Annotated in this window: 18 protein-coding genes and 1 riboswitch; of the genes, 12 read left to right on the top strand and 6 right to left on the bottom strand. The window is 71.9% G+C overall.

From position 1 onward, the window contains the following. Positions 1-582: 582 nt before the first annotated feature. Positions 583-861, bottom strand: coding sequence for a type II toxin-antitoxin system Phd/YefM family antitoxin (locus OG199_RS34895; RefSeq protein ID WP_356801480.1), 279 nt, complete (start codon positions 859-861; stop codon positions 583-585). Positions 862-1,158: 297 nt separating this feature from the next. Here OG199_RS34895 and OG199_RS34890 point away from each other — a divergent pair, with 297 nt between their 5' ends. The 3 genes from OG199_RS34890 (at position 1,159) to OG199_RS34880 (ending at position 3,135) form a co-directional block, all read left to right on the top strand. After that, positions 1,159-1,815 carry an ATP-dependent Clp protease proteolytic subunit gene (locus OG199_RS34890; RefSeq protein WP_405832811.1) on the top strand — a complete coding sequence of 219 codons (657 nt, stop codon included), beginning with the start codon at positions 1,159-1,161 and terminating at the stop codon, positions 1,813-1,815. 7 nt (positions 1,816-1,822) lie between these two features. Next, complete coding sequence (locus OG199_RS34885) at positions 1,823-2,128, top strand: hypothetical protein (protein ID WP_356801483.1); 306 nt, start codon at positions 1,823-1,825, stop codon at positions 2,126-2,128. A gap of 366 nt (positions 2,129-2,494) precedes the next feature. Next, positions 2,495-2,658: riboswitch (cyclic di-AMP (ydaO/yuaA leader) on the top strand. 3 nt (positions 2,659-2,661) lie between these two features. Continuing rightward, entirely contained in the window at positions 2,662-3,135 is a 474-nt protein-coding gene (locus OG199_RS34880; RefSeq protein WP_356801485.1) for a C40 family peptidase, read from the top strand. 60 nt (positions 3,136-3,195) lie between these two features. Here OG199_RS34880 and OG199_RS34875 read toward each other — a convergent pair whose 3' ends face one another. Next, on the bottom strand, positions 3,196-3,900 hold the full coding sequence (locus tag OG199_RS34875; RefSeq protein WP_405832808.1) for a LysE family translocator: 705 nt from the start codon (positions 3,898-3,900) through the stop codon (positions 3,196-3,198). 116 nt (positions 3,901-4,016) lie between these two features. Between OG199_RS34875 and OG199_RS34870 the strand changes: the two genes are divergently transcribed. After that, positions 4,017-4,928 carry a LysR family transcriptional regulator gene (locus tag OG199_RS34870; RefSeq protein ID WP_356801488.1) on the top strand — a complete coding sequence of 304 codons (912 nt, stop codon included), beginning with the start codon at positions 4,017-4,019 and terminating at the stop codon, positions 4,926-4,928. Between the two features lie 34 nt (positions 4,929-4,962). Here the strand turns inward: OG199_RS34870 and OG199_RS34865 are convergent, their stop codons facing one another. Then, positions 4,963-5,421, bottom strand: a complete 459-nt coding sequence (locus OG199_RS34865; protein ID WP_356801490.1) for an ATP-binding protein — start codon at positions 5,419-5,421, stop codon at positions 4,963-4,965. Positions 5,422-5,633: 212 nt separating this feature from the next. Here OG199_RS34865 and OG199_RS34860 point away from each other — a divergent pair, with 212 nt between their 5' ends. After that, entirely contained in the window at positions 5,634-6,491 is an 858-nt protein-coding gene (locus tag OG199_RS34860) for a helix-turn-helix transcriptional regulator (protein ID WP_356801491.1), read from the top strand. A 12-nt stretch (positions 6,492-6,503) separates the two neighbouring features. Further along, the gene (locus OG199_RS34855) at positions 6,504-6,728 is read left to right on the top strand and encodes a DUF397 domain-containing protein (protein ID WP_356801493.1); all 225 of its coding nucleotides are present in this window, start codon (positions 6,504-6,506) and stop codon (positions 6,726-6,728) included. A gap of 12 nt (positions 6,729-6,740) precedes the next feature. On the opposite strand, the gene OG199_RS34850 is transcribed toward OG199_RS34855, so the two are convergent. Then, a complete protein-coding gene (locus OG199_RS34850) occupies positions 6,741-7,874 on the bottom strand; it encodes an 8-amino-7-oxononanoate synthase (RefSeq protein WP_356801494.1) in 1,134 nt (377 codons plus the stop codon). Between the two features lie 163 nt (positions 7,875-8,037). On the opposite strand from OG199_RS34850, the gene bioB reads away from it, so the two are divergent. The 4 genes from bioB (at position 8,038) to OG199_RS34830 (ending at position 11,989) form a co-directional block, all read left to right on the top strand. Continuing rightward, positions 8,038-9,231: a biotin synthase BioB gene (bioB, locus tag OG199_RS34845; RefSeq protein WP_356801496.1), complete on the top strand. Its 1,194-nt coding sequence runs from the start codon at positions 8,038-8,040 to the stop codon at positions 9,229-9,231. Next, positions 9,224-10,504, top strand: a complete 1,281-nt coding sequence (locus tag OG199_RS34840) for an adenosylmethionine--8-amino-7-oxononanoate transaminase (RefSeq protein WP_356801498.1) — start codon at positions 9,224-9,226, stop codon at positions 10,502-10,504. Before bioB ends, OG199_RS34840 begins: the two co-directional genes overlap by 8 nt. Before the next feature lies 1 nt (position 10,505). Next, the gene (bioD, locus tag OG199_RS34835) at positions 10,506-11,216 is read left to right on the top strand and encodes a dethiobiotin synthase (RefSeq protein ID WP_405832804.1); all 711 of its coding nucleotides are present in this window, start codon (positions 10,506-10,508) and stop codon (positions 11,214-11,216) included. Positions 11,217-11,290: 74 nt separating this feature from the next. Next, a complete protein-coding gene (locus OG199_RS34830; protein ID WP_401806335.1) occupies positions 11,291-11,989 on the top strand; it encodes a class I SAM-dependent methyltransferase in 699 nt (232 codons plus the stop codon). Positions 11,990-12,051: 62 nt separating this feature from the next. On the opposite strand, the gene OG199_RS34825 is transcribed toward OG199_RS34830, so the two are convergent. Then, a complete protein-coding gene (locus OG199_RS34825; RefSeq protein WP_356801503.1) occupies positions 12,052-12,426 on the bottom strand; it encodes a fic family toxin-antitoxin system, toxin component in 375 nt (124 codons plus the stop codon). A 4-nt stretch (positions 12,427-12,430) separates the two neighbouring features. After that, complete coding sequence (locus OG199_RS34820; RefSeq protein WP_385085882.1) at positions 12,431-12,670, bottom strand: toxin-antitoxin system HicB family antitoxin; 240 nt, start codon at positions 12,668-12,670, stop codon at positions 12,431-12,433. Between the two features lie 148 nt (positions 12,671-12,818). Between OG199_RS34820 and OG199_RS34815 the strand changes: the two genes are divergently transcribed. Both OG199_RS34815 and OG199_RS34810 read left to right on the top strand, forming a co-directional pair. Beyond that, complete coding sequence (locus OG199_RS34815; protein WP_401806337.1) at positions 12,819-13,787, top strand: ABC transporter ATP-binding protein; 969 nt, start codon at positions 12,819-12,821, stop codon at positions 13,785-13,787. Between the two features lie 7 nt (positions 13,788-13,794). After that, positions 13,795-16,362: an FtsX-like permease family protein gene (locus OG199_RS34810; RefSeq protein ID WP_405832800.1), complete on the top strand. Its 2,568-nt coding sequence runs from the start codon at positions 13,795-13,797 to the stop codon at positions 16,360-16,362. The last annotated feature ends 32 nt before the right edge of the window (positions 16,363-16,394 follow it).

The following is a 16,394-nucleotide window of genomic DNA, read 5'->3' as shown; positions in this document are numbered from 1 at the left end:
GCATGGATGCGCACGCTAGTTGGCCGTCGTTTCGTGGACGTTAACCGGCCTGTGGTCCACACATGCCGACCCGATGGGCGCCCCGGGGCCGCCCGGGGGTCCGGTGACCGATGGACCCCGACGATCTTCACTCGAACCGCCCGCACCTCGGCGGAGCGGCGCGCCGGGTCACGGCAGACGCGGGACCGCTCGGCGTTCCGGCCCCTCTCGCGACGAACGGCCGGCCGCCTCAGGCGCGGGCGTGGCCGACCTGGGCGCCCGCGGGAACCGGACCGTATACGGCGCGCCCTCGGTCCGCGCGGGTCGACGCCGTGCACGACATGCCGCGCGGGGGCTTCCCACGCACGGCAGACCCAGATCTTTCGCCGCGCACGGCAGACCCCAGGCCCTTCGCCACGCACGGCAGACCCCAGGCCCTTCACCGCGCACGACAGACCCCAGGCCCTTCACCGCGCACGGCAGACCCCAGGCCCTTTGCCACGCATGGCACACCGCACGGGTCTCTCACCGCGTGCGGCACTCTCCGGGAGTCCGCGGCGCCCGGCCCGTGGCTGTCCGCCGACGTCCCCGATCGCCCTTCCCTTACGAGACGTTGGGCCCCTGGTGCTCCGCGGCGATACCGAAGCGCTGGCGCTCCCGCGGCGCGGACGTGACCTCGCGGACGCTGGAGAGCGAGCTGACCACCTGCTCCTCCGCGGACTCCCGGAGCTCTTCGAGCCGCTCCAGGTCGGCGGCGGAGACGAGGGCGACGAGAGGCTTCCCGTGACGCGTCACGACGACACGCTCGCCCCCGTACACCACCCGGTTGATCAGATCGGCGAGCTCAGCCCTGGCTTGCGTCACCGGAATCTCGTAGGCCATGCCCACCAGCTTAAACCGGACCCCCGGCACTCTCCCGAAACGGACGGCGCCCACCGGATCCACCGAAACCGGCACCCCCACCCCCTACGACACCCGCCCCCCGCGTCCCTTCCGCACGGCCGACGCCGCCCCCGCGGAGCACCTCCCTCCTCTTCTCCGCGTACTCCGCGTACTCCGCCTCCGCGTTCTCCGCGGGGTTTTTCGCTGTCGGCCGATTCCCTCGACATGATCTGTACGTCCTGTACGTTTTTTACAAGGAGCGACACACAGGGGAGTCGCCCGGAGGAGGCGCCAGCCATGTACGAACCGTCCGCCCGCCACGTCCTGCCCGAGTTCACCGAGCGCACGACCACGGGACACCGGACCCTCGACCCGTACTCCAAACTGCTCGACGAGCGCATCGTGTTTCTCGGGACACCGATCGACGACACGTCGGCGAACGACGTGATGGCCCAGTTCATGCACCTCGAACACCTGGCGCCGGAGCGGGACATCTCGCTCTACGTCAACTCCCCGGGCGGCTCGTTCAGCGCGATGACGGCGATCTACGACACGATGCGGTTCGTCACCTGCGACGTGGAGACCGTGTGCCTGGGGCAGGCCGCCTCGGTCGCCGCCGTCCTGCTGGCCGGCGGCACCCCGGGCAAGCGGTTCGCCCTGCCGGGCGCCCGGGTGCTGATCCGTCAGCCCTCGCTCCCCGGACCGATCCAGGGGCAGGCGAGCGATCTGGCCCTCCAGGCCGCGGAGTTGACGCGCACTCGGAAGATGCTGGAGGACATGCTCGTACGGCACACGGGGCAAAATCCCGAACAAGTCGCCGCCGACATCGAGCGGGACACGATTCTGGACGCGCAGGCCGCGCTGGCGTACGGGCTGGTGGACGGGATCATCCCGAGCCGCAAGAACTCGCGCACCGCGCCCGGTGCGAGGAACGCCACACCCGACGCGAGGTGATCCGCCGATGGTGCCCGAACTGCCCCCACTGCCCGCACTGACACACGCCGAGGCCGAGCTGATAGACCGCTACCTCGACGTGGTCGACCTGCTCGGCCGCATCAACCCGGCCCGCCCGGGAGACACCTATCGCGGACTGCGCGCCGCCCAGGCACTCGTCGGCAAGGCGACCGCGCTGCGCGACGCCCTGGCCCTGATGCACCAGCGGGGCGAGAGCGAGGTGCACGCGCCGACCCTGGCGCAAGCCCTGCGAGTTCTGGACGGCGAGCGGCGGGCCGCCCGCGTCACCCTGCCGCCCGACTCCGGCAGTTGAGGCATCCACGCCCGGGCCGCCGCTCACGCGATCCGCGGAGCGACCGGCCCGGGTTTCAAACGGACCAGTCGGCGTACCCCCCAATGGCGTAGACGCGCGTCCTTCCGGGTGGCCCCGGAAGTTGCGCAACACGCGTAGCCAAAAGGCGGAATGAAACGTTCCGGTGCTGGTAAGAGCGTTGCCGACGTCCCCAACACCCCTCGAACAGAGGAGTGTCCACCCGAACGGGTGAGTGGTGAGTAACCCCACAAATCACCGGTTCCGCTCGGATTTTCCGACACGCATGCGTGAAGATCCCTTCCGACGACAAGCCCCCGCCACACCGGCGGGGCGGTCCGGGCGGACGCCGAGTCCTGCCGCCGCCCGGATGACCGGTCGACAGATGTGCATCGGCAGGAGTGGAGGACCCAGCAAGACGGGCCGCCGGAGAGATCCGGGCGGTCCTTGGGGTGAAGCCGCGCACGCGGCCGGGCTACTTCGCCAGCCCGAATCCGACAGGTCATCCTTCACAGGCGGTTGACGAAGGGTTGCGCATGACTGCGCTGAATCGTGTCCCGTCGCTGTTGACCCGGGCCGGTACGGCCTCGGCTCTGACCATCGCCGCCGTGGGCGGCAGCCTCGTGGTCCCGGGCGTCGCAGGCGACGCCGAGGCGGCCACACCGGCGACGAGGGCACTCCAGGTCGCGGCATCCAAGAAGGGTGCCCCGTACATGTACGGGGCCACGGGGCCGCGCCGCTTCGACTGCTCCGGGCTCACGCTGTACTCGTACAAGAAGGCGGGCAAGAAGCTGCCTCGTACGGCCGCGGGGCAGTACAACAAGAGCCACCACATCTCCGCCTCGCACCGCAAGGCCGGTGACCTCGTGTTCTTCCACTCGGGCCGGAACGTGTACCACGTCGGCATCTACGCCGGGAAGGGAAAGATCTGGCACTCCCCGAAGAGCGGGGAGGTCGTGAAGCTCCAGAAGATCTGGACGAAGAGCGTCTGGTACGGCCGGGTCAGCTGACCTGTCCGAGGGGCGGCGGCGCCGGGCCGCCGTCCCTCGGGGCACGAACCCGAGAGGCCCTCAGGCCGTCAGGGGCTCCAGGAGGAGCACCAGGCCGAGCACCGCGAGCGCACTCCCGGTGACCGTCTCCACGGCGCGGGCGGCACGCGGTCCGCGCAGCCACCGGCCGAGCCGGTCGACCAGCAGGGCGACCGCCGGGAACCACACCAGGGCGAGGGCCACCACGATCAGGGCCAGCACCAGGGTGCGGGGCATCGCGGGGCTGCCCGCGGGCACGAACTGCGGCAGCAGGCTCAGGAAGGTGATCGGCGCCTTCGGGTTGAGCGCGTTGGTGACGAAGCCCTGCCGCAGCGGCCGGCTCCCGTCCCCCGGCACGCCGGCCTCGGCCCCTGCCCCTGCCCCTGCCCCGCCGGGCGGCGTGCCGCCGGGCAGCGTCTCGCCGGACACCGCCGAGCGCTCCCGGTCCGGCTCCCGCTCGCGCTGCCGTCGCAGACCGGCCAGCGTCCGCACGCCGAGGTACAGCACGTAGCCGCCGCCGAGGAGCTGCAGCGTCCGGAACAGCGCGGGCACGGCCGCGAGGACGGCGGCGACGCCGGCGACGGCCATCGCCGTGTGCAGGAGCAGGCCGCCCGCGACCCCGAGCGCGCACGCCACCCCGGCCCGGCGGGAGACGAGGGCGTTGCGTACGACGACGGTGAAGTCCGCGCCGGGCATGGCGACCATTCCCGCGGCCACTCCGGTGAAGGCGATGAGCTGTGCGTCCATCGCACCAGAGTGTCCGGCTCGGGCCTTCAGCAGGTATGTCGAATATCCTGGGTCTGCCTTAAGCAACCGTTTAGACCTGGGCTCCTCCGTGGGCCCCCGACCCGGGGAGCCGTTCGATGTACGACCCGACCCGGCTGGCGGCCCTGGTGGCGGTGGCCGAGGCGGGATCCATCACCCGGGCGGCCGAACGCCTCGGCTACAGCCCGCCCGCCCTCTCCCAGCAGCTCGCCAAACTGGAACGGGAGGCGGGCGCGCCCCTGCTGGTGCGGTCCCATCGCGGGGCACGGCTCACGGACGCGGGCGAGCTGCTCGTGGCACGGGCCCGCCGGGTGCTCGACGAGATGGAGCGGGCCCGGCACGAACTGGCCCGTCTGACCGGCCTGTCGGGCGGCACCCTGCGGCTCGGCACCTTCCAGACGGCGGGCATCCATCTGCTGCCGCCGGTGCTCAGCGCCTTTCGGCGGGCCCACCCGGACGTGGAACTCACGGTCGCGAACTACGAGCCCCCGGACGGTGTCTCGGCGGTCGCGGCGGGCGAGGTGGACCTCGCGTTGACGCACACCTACGAGCCCGCGGACCCGGTGTCCCTCCCGTCGTCGGTGCGCGCGGAACCGGTGCTGGTCGAGGAGTTGGTGCTGGTGACCGCTCCGGGACACGTCCTCGCGGACGGCGCGGCCCGGCTGCCGCTGGCCGGACTCGCCGGGCAGCCGCTGATCAGCATGGCTCCGGACCATCCGCCCCGGCAGGGTGTGGAGGCCGCGCTGGCCCGGGTCGGGGCCACTCCGGCCGTGCGGGTCGAGAGCCCCGGGTACGCCCTGGTGTGCGCGCTGGTCAGTGCGGGACTCGGGGTCGCCGTGGTGCCGGAGATGGTGGCCAGGACGGCGGCGACCCCGGTGGGGCTGAGGCTGCTGGAACCAGGAGATCTGCGCCGTACGATCTCCGTCGTCCACCGGACCGACCGGCAGACACCCGCGGCCGAGGCCTTCCGGGCCCTGCTGCGCGGCGTGTTCGGGCGTGCCACGCGGTAGGGACGCGGTGGAGGCGCGGCAACTGATCGTTTCCTCAGGGCTCTTGTGGGCCGCCGGCCACCACCGGCTGGGCGGGCACCGTCCACGGCAACTCGATGGAGACCGTCTTGCCGCCCTCCCGGGTGGGACGCACGAGGACCCTGCCGCCGCACTCGGCGGTCAGCCAACGGATGATCACCATCCCCCGGCCGTTGTCCTGTTGGACGGCGGCGGGCAGACGCTTCGGGAAGCGCGGATGGCTGTCGGTGACGCCGATGCGCAGTTGTTCGTCCCGGTCGAGCCGGACGTCCACCGTGAACGTGGGCGACTGACCGAAGGTGTGCTGGACGGCGTTGGTGGCTAGTTCGGACACGATCAGGCGTACGGTGTCCGCGACTTCGGCGTCGCACGGCAGGCCCCATTCGGCCAGCACGTCGACGACGAACCTCCGGGCCGCGGAGACCGAGGCGGGATCGCTCGGCAGAGTGACGGATGCTTCCTGGTGATCTGCCATGGCGACGTCGTCCCTTTCCCACGGGACCGGAGTCCGACACGGAGCGGATGGTTCGAGTACGGTCCCGGACTGGTGCTTCGCGCCAGACTGCCATCACCGGGCCGGTCACGGGCGCGATCCACCGAGATATGCATATATCTGTCGCTCGAAGCGGTGAACTCTGTGGGGGCAGACCGTATTTGGGCGGCTCGGAAGGAGTAAGGAGTACGGCCATGCAGCACGGTCCCGCGGTACGCCGCCGCAAACTCGGTGCCGAACTGCGCGCGCTGCGCGCCGGTGCGGGCCTGACCAGTGGTGAGGCGGCCCGTCTCGTCGGCTGGCACCAGTCGAAGGTGAGCCGGATCGAGACGGGGATCAGCGGGGTGAAACCGGCCGACGTGGAGCGCCTGCTGGACGCGTACGGCGTCCGGGAAGCCGGGTTACGGGAGCTCCTGCTCGGACTGGCCGGATCCGAGGGCAACGGGCGCCACCACTGGTGGCACGCCTACCGGGGTGTCCTGCCGCCCGCCTACCGGGACTTCATCAGCCTGGAGTCCCAGGCCAGCGGTATGCGCACGCTGGAGACGTCCGTGGTGCCGGGGCTGCTCCAGACCCCCGAGTACGCCCGGGCGGTGACACGGGCGGCCGTGGGCGGACTCGAGGACGACAAGCTGGACGCGCTCGTCGAGGTGCGCCTCGCCCGGCAGGACGTGCTGCGTTCGCATCCGCCGCTGGAACTGACCGCCGTCCTGGACGAGGCCGTGTTGCGTCGTGAGGTCGGCGGACCCGAGGTCATGGCACGGCAGCTGGCCCGGCTGCGGGAGGCCGCCACCCTCCCCCAAGTACGCCTCCAGGTCCTGCCGTTCGCCGCCGGAGCGCACGCCGGAGTGACCGGGCCTTTCGTTATTTTCTCATTTCCGAACACAACTGATCTGGACGTGGTTGTTCTCGACCACTTGACGAGTAGCCTCTACCTCGAGCGGAAAGAAGACCTTCAGGCCTACACCGAGGCCTTCAACACCCTTCGGTTTAACGCCCTTTCACCCGAGGACTCGTTGGACTACATCGCCGCGATAGGTGACGGCGTGTAAGGAGGCACCCCCATGACCGCACTGCCTCGGTACGTACCTTCCAGTACTTCACTCCGTGAGGTGAGCTGGCTGCGCAGCAGCCGCAGTACGGGAATGAACAACTGCGTCGAGACCGCACGACCGGGCCCCGGGCCCTGGGCCGGACTCGTCGCGGTGCGCGATTCCAAGAACAAGGCGGGCCCCGCCCTGTTGTTCACCCCTGCCAGCTGGGAGGGGTTCATCGCCGGACTGAACTGACCGCCGCCTCGTTCACCGGTTCTCGGAGATCACCCGTACGGCCTGCTCGATCTGGGCGTCGGTGAGATCCGCGCGGGCGGTCAGCCGCAGCCGGGAGATGCCGTCGGGCACGGACGGGGGGCGGAAGCAGCCTACGGCGAGCCCCGCCTCCCGGCAGTCCGCCGCCCACCGCACGGCCCGCTCGGGGGACGGCGCCCGCACGGAGACCACGGCGGCGTCCGGCCGTACGGCCTCCAGGCCCTCGGCGGTCAGCCGGGTGTGCAGCGCCGTCGCCACCGCACGGGCCCGGTCGGCGCGCGCCGGCTCGCGGCGCAGCAGCCTGAGCGCCGCGAGGGCCGCGCCCGCCGCCGCCGGTGCCAGACCGGTGTCGAAGATGAAGGTGCGCGCCGCGTTGACCAGGTGGTCGATGACCCGTGCGGGCCCGAGGACGGCGCCGCCCTGGCTGCCGAACGACTTGGAGAGTGTGACGGTCACGACGACGTCCGCAGCGCCGGCGAGCCCCGCGGCGTGCGGAGCGCCCCGGCCCCCCTCGCCCAGCACCCCGAGTCCGTGCGCGTCGTCGACGAGCAGCGCCGCGCCGTGCGCGCGGCAGGCGGTGGCCAGTGCGGCCAGCGGTGCCGCGTCGCCGTCCACCGAGAAGACCGTGTCGGAGACGACGACAGCGGGGCCCTCGTGCGTCCCGAGCGCCTTGCGCACGGCGTCGGGGTCGGCGTGCGCGACGACCTGCGTGGCGCCGCGGGCGAGCCGGCAGCCGTCGATGAGCGAGGCGTGGTTGCCCGCGTCCGAGACGACGAGCGAGCCGTGCGGCGCGAGCGCGGTGACCGCGGCGAGATTGGCGGCGTACCCGGAGGAGAAGACGAGCGCGGCCTCGAAGCCGCAGAAGTCGGCGAGCTCGCGCTCGAGTTCGCCGTGAAGTTCGGTGGTGCCGGACACGAGCCGCGATCCGGTGGCACCCCCTCCCCAGCGGTGGGCGGCGTCCGCGGCGGCGGCCGTGATCTCGGGGTGGCGGGCGAGGCCGAGATAGTCGTTGCCCGCCAGATCGAGCAGGGCCGAGTCGGCGGGGCGCGGGCGCAGGGTGCGGACGAGTCCGGCCTGTCGGCGCTGGTGCGCCTGCTCGTCGATCCATGCGAACGGCGATCCGGCCATGCTGGCGCCTCCGGGCCCTGAGGGTGGTGGTTTTGTAGGCAGTGCACAGACCCTAGCGGGACGGCCCGGCACCCAGGATGTGGCAATACCCACACGTCGAACCGACTCTCTTGTGCGATCTCTCCTTGGCCGCACCCGCCCGGATACGTCAGGATCGGATCTCATGGACCTGCTGAACACGCTGGTGGACAAGGGGCTTCGGCGCGAGCTGCCGACCCGTGACGAGGCGCTGGCCGTGCTGGCCACGTCCGACGACGACGTGCTCGACGTGGTGGCCGCGGCCGGAAAAGTCCGCCGTCACTGGTTCGGCCGTCGAGTGAAGCTCAACTATCTGGTCAACCTGAAGTCCGGGCTGTGCCCCGAGGACTGCTCGTACTGCTCGCAGCGGCTCGGCTCCAAGGCCGAGATCCTCAAGTACAGCTGGCTCAAGCCCGACCAGGCCTCGCAGGCCGCGGCGGCGGGGCTGGCCGGGGGCGCCAAGCGGGTCTGTCTGGTGGCCAGCGGCCGCGGCCCGAGCGACCGCGACGTGGACCGGGTCTCCGACACCATCAAGGCGATCAAGGACCAGCACGAGAACGTCGAGGTGTGCGCCTGCCTCGGCCTGCTCTCCGACGGTCAGGCCGAGCGGCTGCGCGAGGCGGGTGCGGACGCCTACAACCACAACCTCAACACGTCCGAGGGGACGTACGGGGACATCACGACCACGCACACGTACGCCGACCGGGTGGACACCGTGCAGAAGGCGCACGCGGCGGGCCTGTCCGCCTGCTCCGGGCTGATCGCGGGCATGGGCGAGAGCGACGAGGACCTCGTGGACGTCGTCTACGCCCTGCGCGAGCTCGATCCCGACTCCGTTCCGGTGAACTTTCTGATCCCCTTCGAGGGAACCCCGCTCGCCAAGGAGTGGAACCTGACACCTCAGCGGTGTCTGCGCATCCTGGCGATGGTCCGGTTCGTCTGCCCGGACGCCGAGGTCCGCATCGCGGGCGGCCGTGAGGTCCATCTGCGCACGATGCAGCCGCTCGCCCTCAACCTGGCCAACTCGATCTTCCTCGGCGACTACCTGACGAGCGAGGGCCAGGCCGGCAAGGCCGACCTGGAGATGATCGCGGACGCCGGGTTCGAGGTGGAGGGCGCGGGCGAGGTGACGCTGCCGGAGCACCGGGCGACGGCGGGCGCGGGCTGCGGCGCGCACGCGGACGCCGGCTGCGGGTCGCACGAGGGCGGTGGGTGCGGGTCGCACGCGGGGGGCGGCGTGTGCGGTGCGGCTCCGGCCGAGGCGCCCGCCGAGGCGCGTACGGATCTGGTGGCCGTGCGCCGCCGAGGTGCCGGAACGGATCTCGCGCCCAATGCCTGACCTGCCCCTGCGGGAGCTGCTCGACCTGGACCGGCGCCACGTCTGGCATCCGTACGGACCGATGCCGGGCCGGCAGGAACCGCTCGTCGTGGAGTCGGCGAGCGGGGTGCGGCTGCGGATGGCGGACGGCTCGGGCGATCTGGTCGACGGGATGTCGTCCTGGTGGTCGGCCATCCACGGCTACAACCACCCGGTACTGAACGACGCGGCGCGCGATCAGTTGGGGCGGATGAGCCATGTGATGTTCGGCGGGCTCACGCACGAGCCCGCCGTGCGGCTGGCGAAGCGCCTGGTCGACATCTCCCCCGAGGGACTGGAGCACGTCTTCCTCGCCGACTCCGGTTCGGTGTCGGTCGAGGTCGCCGTCAAGATGTGCCTCCAGCACTGGCGTTCGCTCGGACGCCCGGCCAAGCAGCGGCTGCTGACCTGGCGGGGCGGCTACCACGGGGACACCTGGCAGCCGATGTCGGTGTGCGACCCCGAGGGCGGGATGCACGAGCTGTGGCAGGGCGTGCTGCACCGCCAGGTGTTCGCCGACGCTCCGCCGGCCGGATACGAGGAGTCGTACGCCGCGCACCTGCGCGAACTGATCGGGCGCCACGCCGACGAACTGGCGGCGGTGATCGTGGAGCCGGTGGTGCAGGGCGCGGGCGGGATGCGCTTCCACTCCCCCGGGTATCTGCGGGTGCTGCGGGAGGCGTGCGACGCGCACGACGTGTTGCTGGTGTTCGACGAGATCGCGACCGGCTTCGGCCGTACCGGCACGCTGTTCGCGGCGGAGCACGCGGGCGTGACGCCGGACGTGATGTGCGTGGGCAAGGCGCTGACCGGCGGGTACCTGACCATGGCGGCGACGCTGTGCACGGCCCGGGTGGCCGAGGGCATCTCGCGCGGCGAGGTCCCGGTGCTCGCGCACGGCCCGACGTTCATGGGCAATCCGCTCGCCGCCGCGGTGGCCTGCGCCTCGATCGACCTGCTGCTCGGTCAGGACTGGCAGACCGAGGTCAAGCGGGTCGAGGCGGGACTGCGGCAGGGGCTGGCGGAGGCCTCCTCGATGCCGGGGGTCCGGGACGTACGCGTGCTGGGCGCGATCGGTGTCGTCCAGCTCGACCACGAGGTGGACATGGCGGCGGCGACGGCGGCCGCCGTGCGCGAGGGCGTGTGGCTGCGGCCGTTCCGCGACCTCGTCTACACGATGCCGCCGTACGTCACCGGCGACGAGGACGTGGCACGGATCGCCCGCGCGGTCCTCGCGGCGGCGCGGGAGGGATGACATGGCTGTCCTGGTGATCACGGGGACGGGCACGGAGGTGGGCAAGACGGTCACCACGGCCGCCGTCGCCGCCGTGGCCGTCGCCGCCGGACGGTCCGTGGCCGTCCTCAAGCCCGCGCAGACGGGGGTGGGTCCGCACGAGCGCGGGGACGCCGACGAGGTGGCCCGGCTCGCGGGGTCCGTGACCACGCGCGAACTCGGTCGCTACCCCGAGCCCCTGGCGCCCGCCACGGCCGCGCGGCGCGCGGGGCTGGCTCCGGTGCGGCCGCGTGAGGTGGCGGAGGCGGCGGCCAAGCTGGCCACCGAGCACGACCTCGTGCTGATCGAGGGGGCGGGCGGTCTGCTCGTCCGCTTCGACGACGAGGGCGGCACGCTGGCGGACGTGGCGACGCTGTTGGACGCTCCGGTGCTGGTCGTCGTGGCGGCGGGACTCGGCACGCTCAACACCACCGAGCTGACCGCGCGTGAGATCCGGCGCCGGGGACTGGACCTGGCCGGGCTCGTCATCGGCAGCTGGCCCGACTCCGCGGACCTGGCGTCCCGTTGCAACCTCGCCGACCTGCCGGTGGTGTCCGAGGCCCCGCTTCTGGGAGCGCTGCCCGCGGGGGCCGGTGCCCGTCCGCCCGCCGAATTCCGCGCCGGGGCGCCGGGTTGGCTGGCACCGGGACTGGACGGCACCTGGGACGCGGACACCTTCGCCGCCACCTGTTGAGAGGCCTCCGAAGGGTGTGACGGGCCTCCACGGGGGACAATCACGGTAGGTTCCGTCCTCCTGGGAGGTCCGTCATGGCGTTCAGGTCGGCCGACTCCGGCAAGGTGTCACGGGATCCGGTGCACCACCCGCTGTTCGCCCGCTACTACGCCCGCGTCAGCGTGGCCGCCGAGACCCGGATGGGCATGGGCGGCGTGCGCGACCGACTGCTCTCCGGGCTCTCCGGGCGGGTCATCGAGATCGGCGCGGGCAACGGCCTGAACTTCGCGCACTATCCGGGTGCCGTCTCGGAGGTCGTCGCGATCGAACCGGAGCGGCGACTGCGGCAGTTGGCGGTTCGGGCGGCGCTGCGCGCGGAGGTCCCGGTCGACGTGGCGCCGGGCGCGGCGGAGGCGCTGCCGGTCAAGAGCGAGGCCTTCGACGCGGCGGTGGTCTCGCTGGTGCTGTGCAGCGTGCGCGATGTGCCGCGGGCCCTGGCGGAGCTCCGGCGCGTGCTGCGGCCCGGTGGCACCCTGCGGTTCTTCGAGCACGGCACCGGCGGTGGTCGCGTGATGGCGGCCGCCCAGCGCGGTCTGGATCGTACGGTGTGGCCGCGGCTCAACGGCGGCTGCCATCTGGCCCGTGACCCGGTCGCCGCGCTGCGCGACGCCGGGTTCGAACTCGGCCCGTACCGGCGCCTGCTGATGCCGGAGAAGGGGCCGCGGCTGCCCACCTCGTACTGCGTGCTGGGCTCCGCGCGCCGGCCCGACGTCCGGGAGACCGGCGCGTCGTAGAGGCCGGCGCGTCACATAGGTCGGCGCGTCACGAGGGGCGGCGCGTCACAGAGCCCGGCGCGTCACAGGCTCCACTGGCGCAGTTCCCGCGCGATGTCGTGCACGGTCGCCTCGCCGCCCTTCACCAGGCGGGCGAGTTCGCGCACCTGCTCGGGCGAGGTGACGACCTTGAGGCCGCTGGCGACGAGATAGGCGTACGCGACGGCCGAGGCGAACATCGCGTTGGAGCGTTCGAGCGCCGGGACGTGCAGGAGGAGCTGGAGCAGTGCGGCGGCGCGGGCGTGCGGACTGTCGTAGACGGGAATGCCGAATATCTCCGCCTCGTGCCGGCTGACGGCGGCGACGAGGGCTCCCCAGTCGGTGACCTGGGGGTCTCCGGGCGTCTTCTGTTCGGCGATCATGAGAAGCCAGGCAAGGTCGACTCTGAGACTGCTCAAGGGATCAACGACGACCTTCGCGGGAGCCTTCGCGGTCCGCGCCGAACTCCTCGGCGAAGACGGACTCGTACTGCTTCATGAAGTCGGAGGCGGCGTCGACGAAGGTGTGGCCCACCTCTCCGGTGTCCTGTCTGACCAGCTCCTCGATGTAGCGGTTCACGCTCATGCCGCGCGCCAGGGCCCGCTCGCGGGCGGCCCGGGCCGTGCCCTCGTCCACCCGCACGTTCAGTTGAGTCTTCGCCATACCTCGAAGCTAGCGCCGAAGTGCTAGCACCCGCAAGGGCCCAAGGACGGCCGACCCAATAACCCGGAGGGATACCCCCTGTGGGCGGGATCACATTACGCTCGGCCGGGACACGGATGCCGGGACACCGACCACCCAGGAGGCGGCCTTGCCCACATCAGCTGCGGAGCACGCCGTCGGTCACGGGGAGGCCGACGGGATCGCGGCCCGCGCCCGCGGCCTGACGAAGGCGTACGGCTCGGGCGAGACGACGGTCCTCGCCCTCGACTCGGTCGACGTGGCCATCGCGCGCGGCCGCTTCACCGCCGTCATGGGCCCTTCGGGCTCCGGCAAGTCCACGTTGATGCACTGCCTGGCGGGGCTGGACACCGTCTCGGCCGGACAGGTGTGGCTCGGCGACACCGAGATCACGGGGCTCAAGGACCGCGAGCTGACCCGGTTGCGCCGGGACCGGATCGGGTTCATGTTCCAGTCGTTCAACCTGATCCCGACGCTCAACGCGGCCGAGAACATCACGCTGCCGATGGACATCGCGGGTCAGAGGCCGGACCAGAAGTGGCTGGACCAGGTCATCGACACGCTCGGGCTGCGCGACCGGCTCAAGCACCGTCCCGCACAGCTCTCCGGTGGTCAGCAGCAGCGCGTCGCCTGCGCGCGGGCGCTCGCCTCGCGCCCCGAGCTGATCTTCGCGGACGAGCCGACCGGCAATCTCGACTCCCGCGCGGGTCTCGAGGTCCTCGGCTTCCTGCGCGAGGCGGTCGACGAGCTCGGCCAGACCGTCGTCATGGTCACACACGACCCCGGCGCGGCCGCCCACTCCGACCTGGTGCTCTTCCTCGGGGACGGGCGGATCGTGGACGAGATGGAACGCCCGACGGCGGAAGCGGTGCTGGAGCGCATGAAACGCTTCGACACCGTCCGGGCGAGCTCCGAGGGCTCCGCATCTCTCGAGGAGGGCTCCCACCCGCGGCAGGGCGGGGCGGGTGCCGTACCTCCCCAGGCGAGCGGCGACCGCGGCACGCCCCCAGGGACGGACTCCGCGGCCGACTCCGCGGCGGGCTCCGGCGGTGTGACGGCCGACGGCGGCGCCGGCCACGTCCCCCACGACAAGGACTGAGGCGGCCGTGCTCAAGGCGACTCTGCGCAGCTTCCTCGCCCACAAGGGGCGGCTGCTCCTCTCCGCGCTGGCTGTCGTGCTGTCCGTCGCGTTCGTCGCCGGCAGCCTGATCTTCTCGGACACGGTCACCCGTACCTTCGACCGGCTCTTCGCCTCCACCTCGGCGGACGTGACCGTGTCGCCCAGGAACGATCTCGACTCCCAGATCCCGACCGGCGCCACCCCGACCCTGCCCGCCTCCCTCGCGGCCCGGCTGGCCGGGGTCGACGGTGTCGCGGCCGCCCATGTCGACGCGGCCGTCGAGAACCTCACCATCGTCGACCGCGCGAACGAGTCGGTCGGGCCGACCTCGGGCGCACCGACCATCGCCACCAACTGGCAGCCCAGTGAGCGCAGTCCGGTGAAGCTGACCTCCGGACACGCTCCGCACGGCGCCGGTGAGGCACTGCTCGACGCGGACACCGCCGACCACAAGCACGTCCGCATCGGCGACACCCTGACGGTGCAGGCTCAGCCCGGCACCTTCAAGGTGCGGATCGTCGGCATCGCCACCTTCACCACCACCAACCCCGGTGCCGCGCTGCTGTTCCTCGACACCCGGACCGCGCAGACCAGGCTGCTGGGCAGCACCGCCGCCGCCACGAGCATCTCGCTGGACGCGGCACCAGGCGTCGACGACGCCCTGCTCAAACAGCGCGTCGCGGCCGAACTCGGCTCCCGGGCGTACGACTTGAAGACGGCCGACGAGCAGGCCAAGGACGCTGCGGCACAGCTCGGCGGCTTCCTGGACGTCATCAAGTACGTGATGCTCGGCTTCGCCGGGATCGCCGTGCTCGTCGGTGTCTTCCTCATCGTCAACACCTTCTCCATGCTGATCGCCCAACGCACGCGCGAGCTGGGCCTGTTGCGTGCGCTGGGCGCCGACCGGCGGCAGGTACGACGGTCCGTGCTGACCGAGGCGCTGCTGCTCGGGCTGGTCGGCTCGACGGTCGGGCTGGCCGCGGGCATCGGGCTCGCGCTCGGGCTGATCAAACTGATGACCGCGTTCGGGATGAACCTGAAGTCGACGGAGATGGTGATCGGTTGGGGAACCCCCGTCGCGTCGTACGTCGTCGGGGTCGGTGTCACCTTCGTCGCGGCGTACCTCCCGGCGCGGCGCGCCGCCGGCGTCTCTCCGATGGCCGCCCTCGCGGACGCCGAGGTCGCGGGGCTGGGACGGCCGTTGCGGGTACGGGCCGTCGCGGGCTCGGTCGTGGGGGTGGCGGGCGTCGCCGCGCTCGGCGGGTGCGTCGCGGCGTCGAAGACCTCGACGGCCGGCTCGCTGCTGGGACTCGGGGTCGTACTGACCCTCGTGGCGACGGTGATCGCGGGCCCGCTCCTGGTCCGGCCGGTGATCAAGGTCCTGGGCGGGGCCTTCCCAGCCCTGTTCGGGTCGGTCGGCCGGATGAGCCAGCGCAACGCGCTGCGCAATCCCCGGCGCACCGGTGCCACCGCCTCCGCCCTGATGGTGGGCCTGGCCCTGGTCGGCGGCATGTCCGTGGCGAGCGCCTCCATGAGCAAGTCCTTCGACCAGCAGATCGACAAGACACTGGGCGCCGACTTCGTCATCCAGAACAGCAACTTCGTGCCGTTCTCCCCGGAGGTCACCGACAAGGTGCGGGGCACGGAAGGCGTCGCTCTCGTCGTCCGGCAGCGGTTCACCCCGGTCGCGGTGCGGCTGCCGGACGGCAAGCGGATCGAGACGACCGCCGCGGGCTACGATCCGCGGCTCGACGACGTCGCCCACCTCACGTACGCCCAGGGGGACACCGCGGCGGCGCTGGGCGCCGGGCATCTCGCCATGGACGCGAAGTTCGCGCGGGAGCACCACGTGCGGGTGGGCAGCACGGTCCCCGTCGAGTTCCCCGCCGGCCGCCACGCCGAGCTGACCGTGGCGGCGCTCACCGACCAGGAGTCCGCCGAGGGGTTCGGCATGCAGGGCGGCCTGTACGTGGGCTTCGGCACCATCGAGAAGTACGTCCCGGGCGGACAGGACTCCACGCTCTACGTGAACGCGGCTTCGGGCACGGGCGCCGACCAGCTGCGTCCGCTGCTGGAGAAGACGCTCGAGCCGTATCCGCAGGTGCAGGTGCGCGATCAGGCCGACTACAAGAAGCTGGTCCACGACCAGATCGCCGTACTGCTCTATCTCGTGTACGCCCTGCTCGGACTCGCGATCGTCATCGCGGTGCTCGGTGTGGTCAACACCCTGGCCCTGTCGGTCGTCGAGCGCACCCGGGAGATCGGACTGCTGCGCGCCATCGGTCTCGGCCGCCGCCAGTTGCGCCGGATGATCCGTCTGGAGTCGGTGGTGATCGCCGTGTTCGGCGCGATCCTCGGACTCGTGCTGGGGCTGGTCTGGGGCGTCTGTGTACAGCAGGTGCTCGCCCTCCAGGGCCTGACGGCGTTCGCGGTCCCCTGGACCACCGTCGTCGCGGTGGTGGTGGGCTCGGCCGTCGTGGGCATAGTCGCGGCGCTGCTGCCGGCGCTGCGGGCGTCGCGCATGAACGTACTGGCGGCGATCGCGCACGAGTGAGGGGCGCGGGTCCGCGCCGCACCCTTGAGACC

This window comes from Streptomyces sp. NBC_01176, from assembly GCF_045039825.1.
Lineage (GTDB): Bacteria > Actinomycetota > Actinomycetes > Streptomycetales > Streptomycetaceae > Streptomyces.
The sequence above is the reverse complement of the archived record's forward strand: the minus strand, read 5'-3'. Positions and strand labels throughout refer to the sequence as shown.

Coding starts and splice junctions, on each gene's coding strand:
- OG199_RS34895 (WP_356801480.1), bottom strand. CDS start 861: ATGGCCTACGAGATTCCGGTGACGCAAGCCAGGGCTGAGCTCGCCGAT.
- OG199_RS34890 (WP_405832811.1), top strand. CDS start 1,159: ATGTACGAACCGTCCGCCCGCCACGTCCTGCCCGAGTTCACCGAGCGC.
- OG199_RS34885 (WP_356801483.1), top strand. CDS start 1,823: ATGGTGCCCGAACTGCCCCCACTGCCCGCACTGACACACGCCGAGGCC.
- OG199_RS34880 (WP_356801485.1), top strand. CDS start 2,662: ATGACTGCGCTGAATCGTGTCCCGTCGCTGTTGACCCGGGCCGGTACG.
- OG199_RS34875 (WP_405832808.1), bottom strand. CDS start 3,900: ATGGACGCACAGCTCATCGCCTTCACCGGAGTGGCCGCGGGAATGGTC.
- OG199_RS34870 (WP_356801488.1), top strand. CDS start 4,017: ATGTACGACCCGACCCGGCTGGCGGCCCTGGTGGCGGTGGCCGAGGCG.
- OG199_RS34865 (WP_356801490.1), bottom strand. CDS start 5,421: ATGGCAGATCACCAGGAAGCATCCGTCACTCTGCCGAGCGATCCCGCC.
- OG199_RS34860 (WP_356801491.1), top strand. CDS start 5,634: ATGCAGCACGGTCCCGCGGTACGCCGCCGCAAACTCGGTGCCGAACTG.
- OG199_RS34855 (WP_356801493.1), top strand. CDS start 6,504: ATGACCGCACTGCCTCGGTACGTACCTTCCAGTACTTCACTCCGTGAG.
- OG199_RS34850 (WP_356801494.1), bottom strand. CDS start 7,874: ATGGCCGGATCGCCGTTCGCATGGATCGACGAGCAGGCGCACCAGCGC.
- bioB (WP_356801496.1), top strand. CDS start 8,038: ATGGACCTGCTGAACACGCTGGTGGACAAGGGGCTTCGGCGCGAGCTG.
- OG199_RS34840 (WP_356801498.1), top strand. CDS start 9,224: ATGCCTGACCTGCCCCTGCGGGAGCTGCTCGACCTGGACCGGCGCCAC.
- bioD (WP_405832804.1), top strand. CDS start 10,506: ATGGCTGTCCTGGTGATCACGGGGACGGGCACGGAGGTGGGCAAGACG.
- OG199_RS34830 (WP_401806335.1), top strand. CDS start 11,291: ATGGCGTTCAGGTCGGCCGACTCCGGCAAGGTGTCACGGGATCCGGTG.
- OG199_RS34820 (WP_385085882.1), bottom strand. CDS start 12,670: ATGGCGAAGACTCAACTGAACGTGCGGGTGGACGAGGGCACGGCCCGG.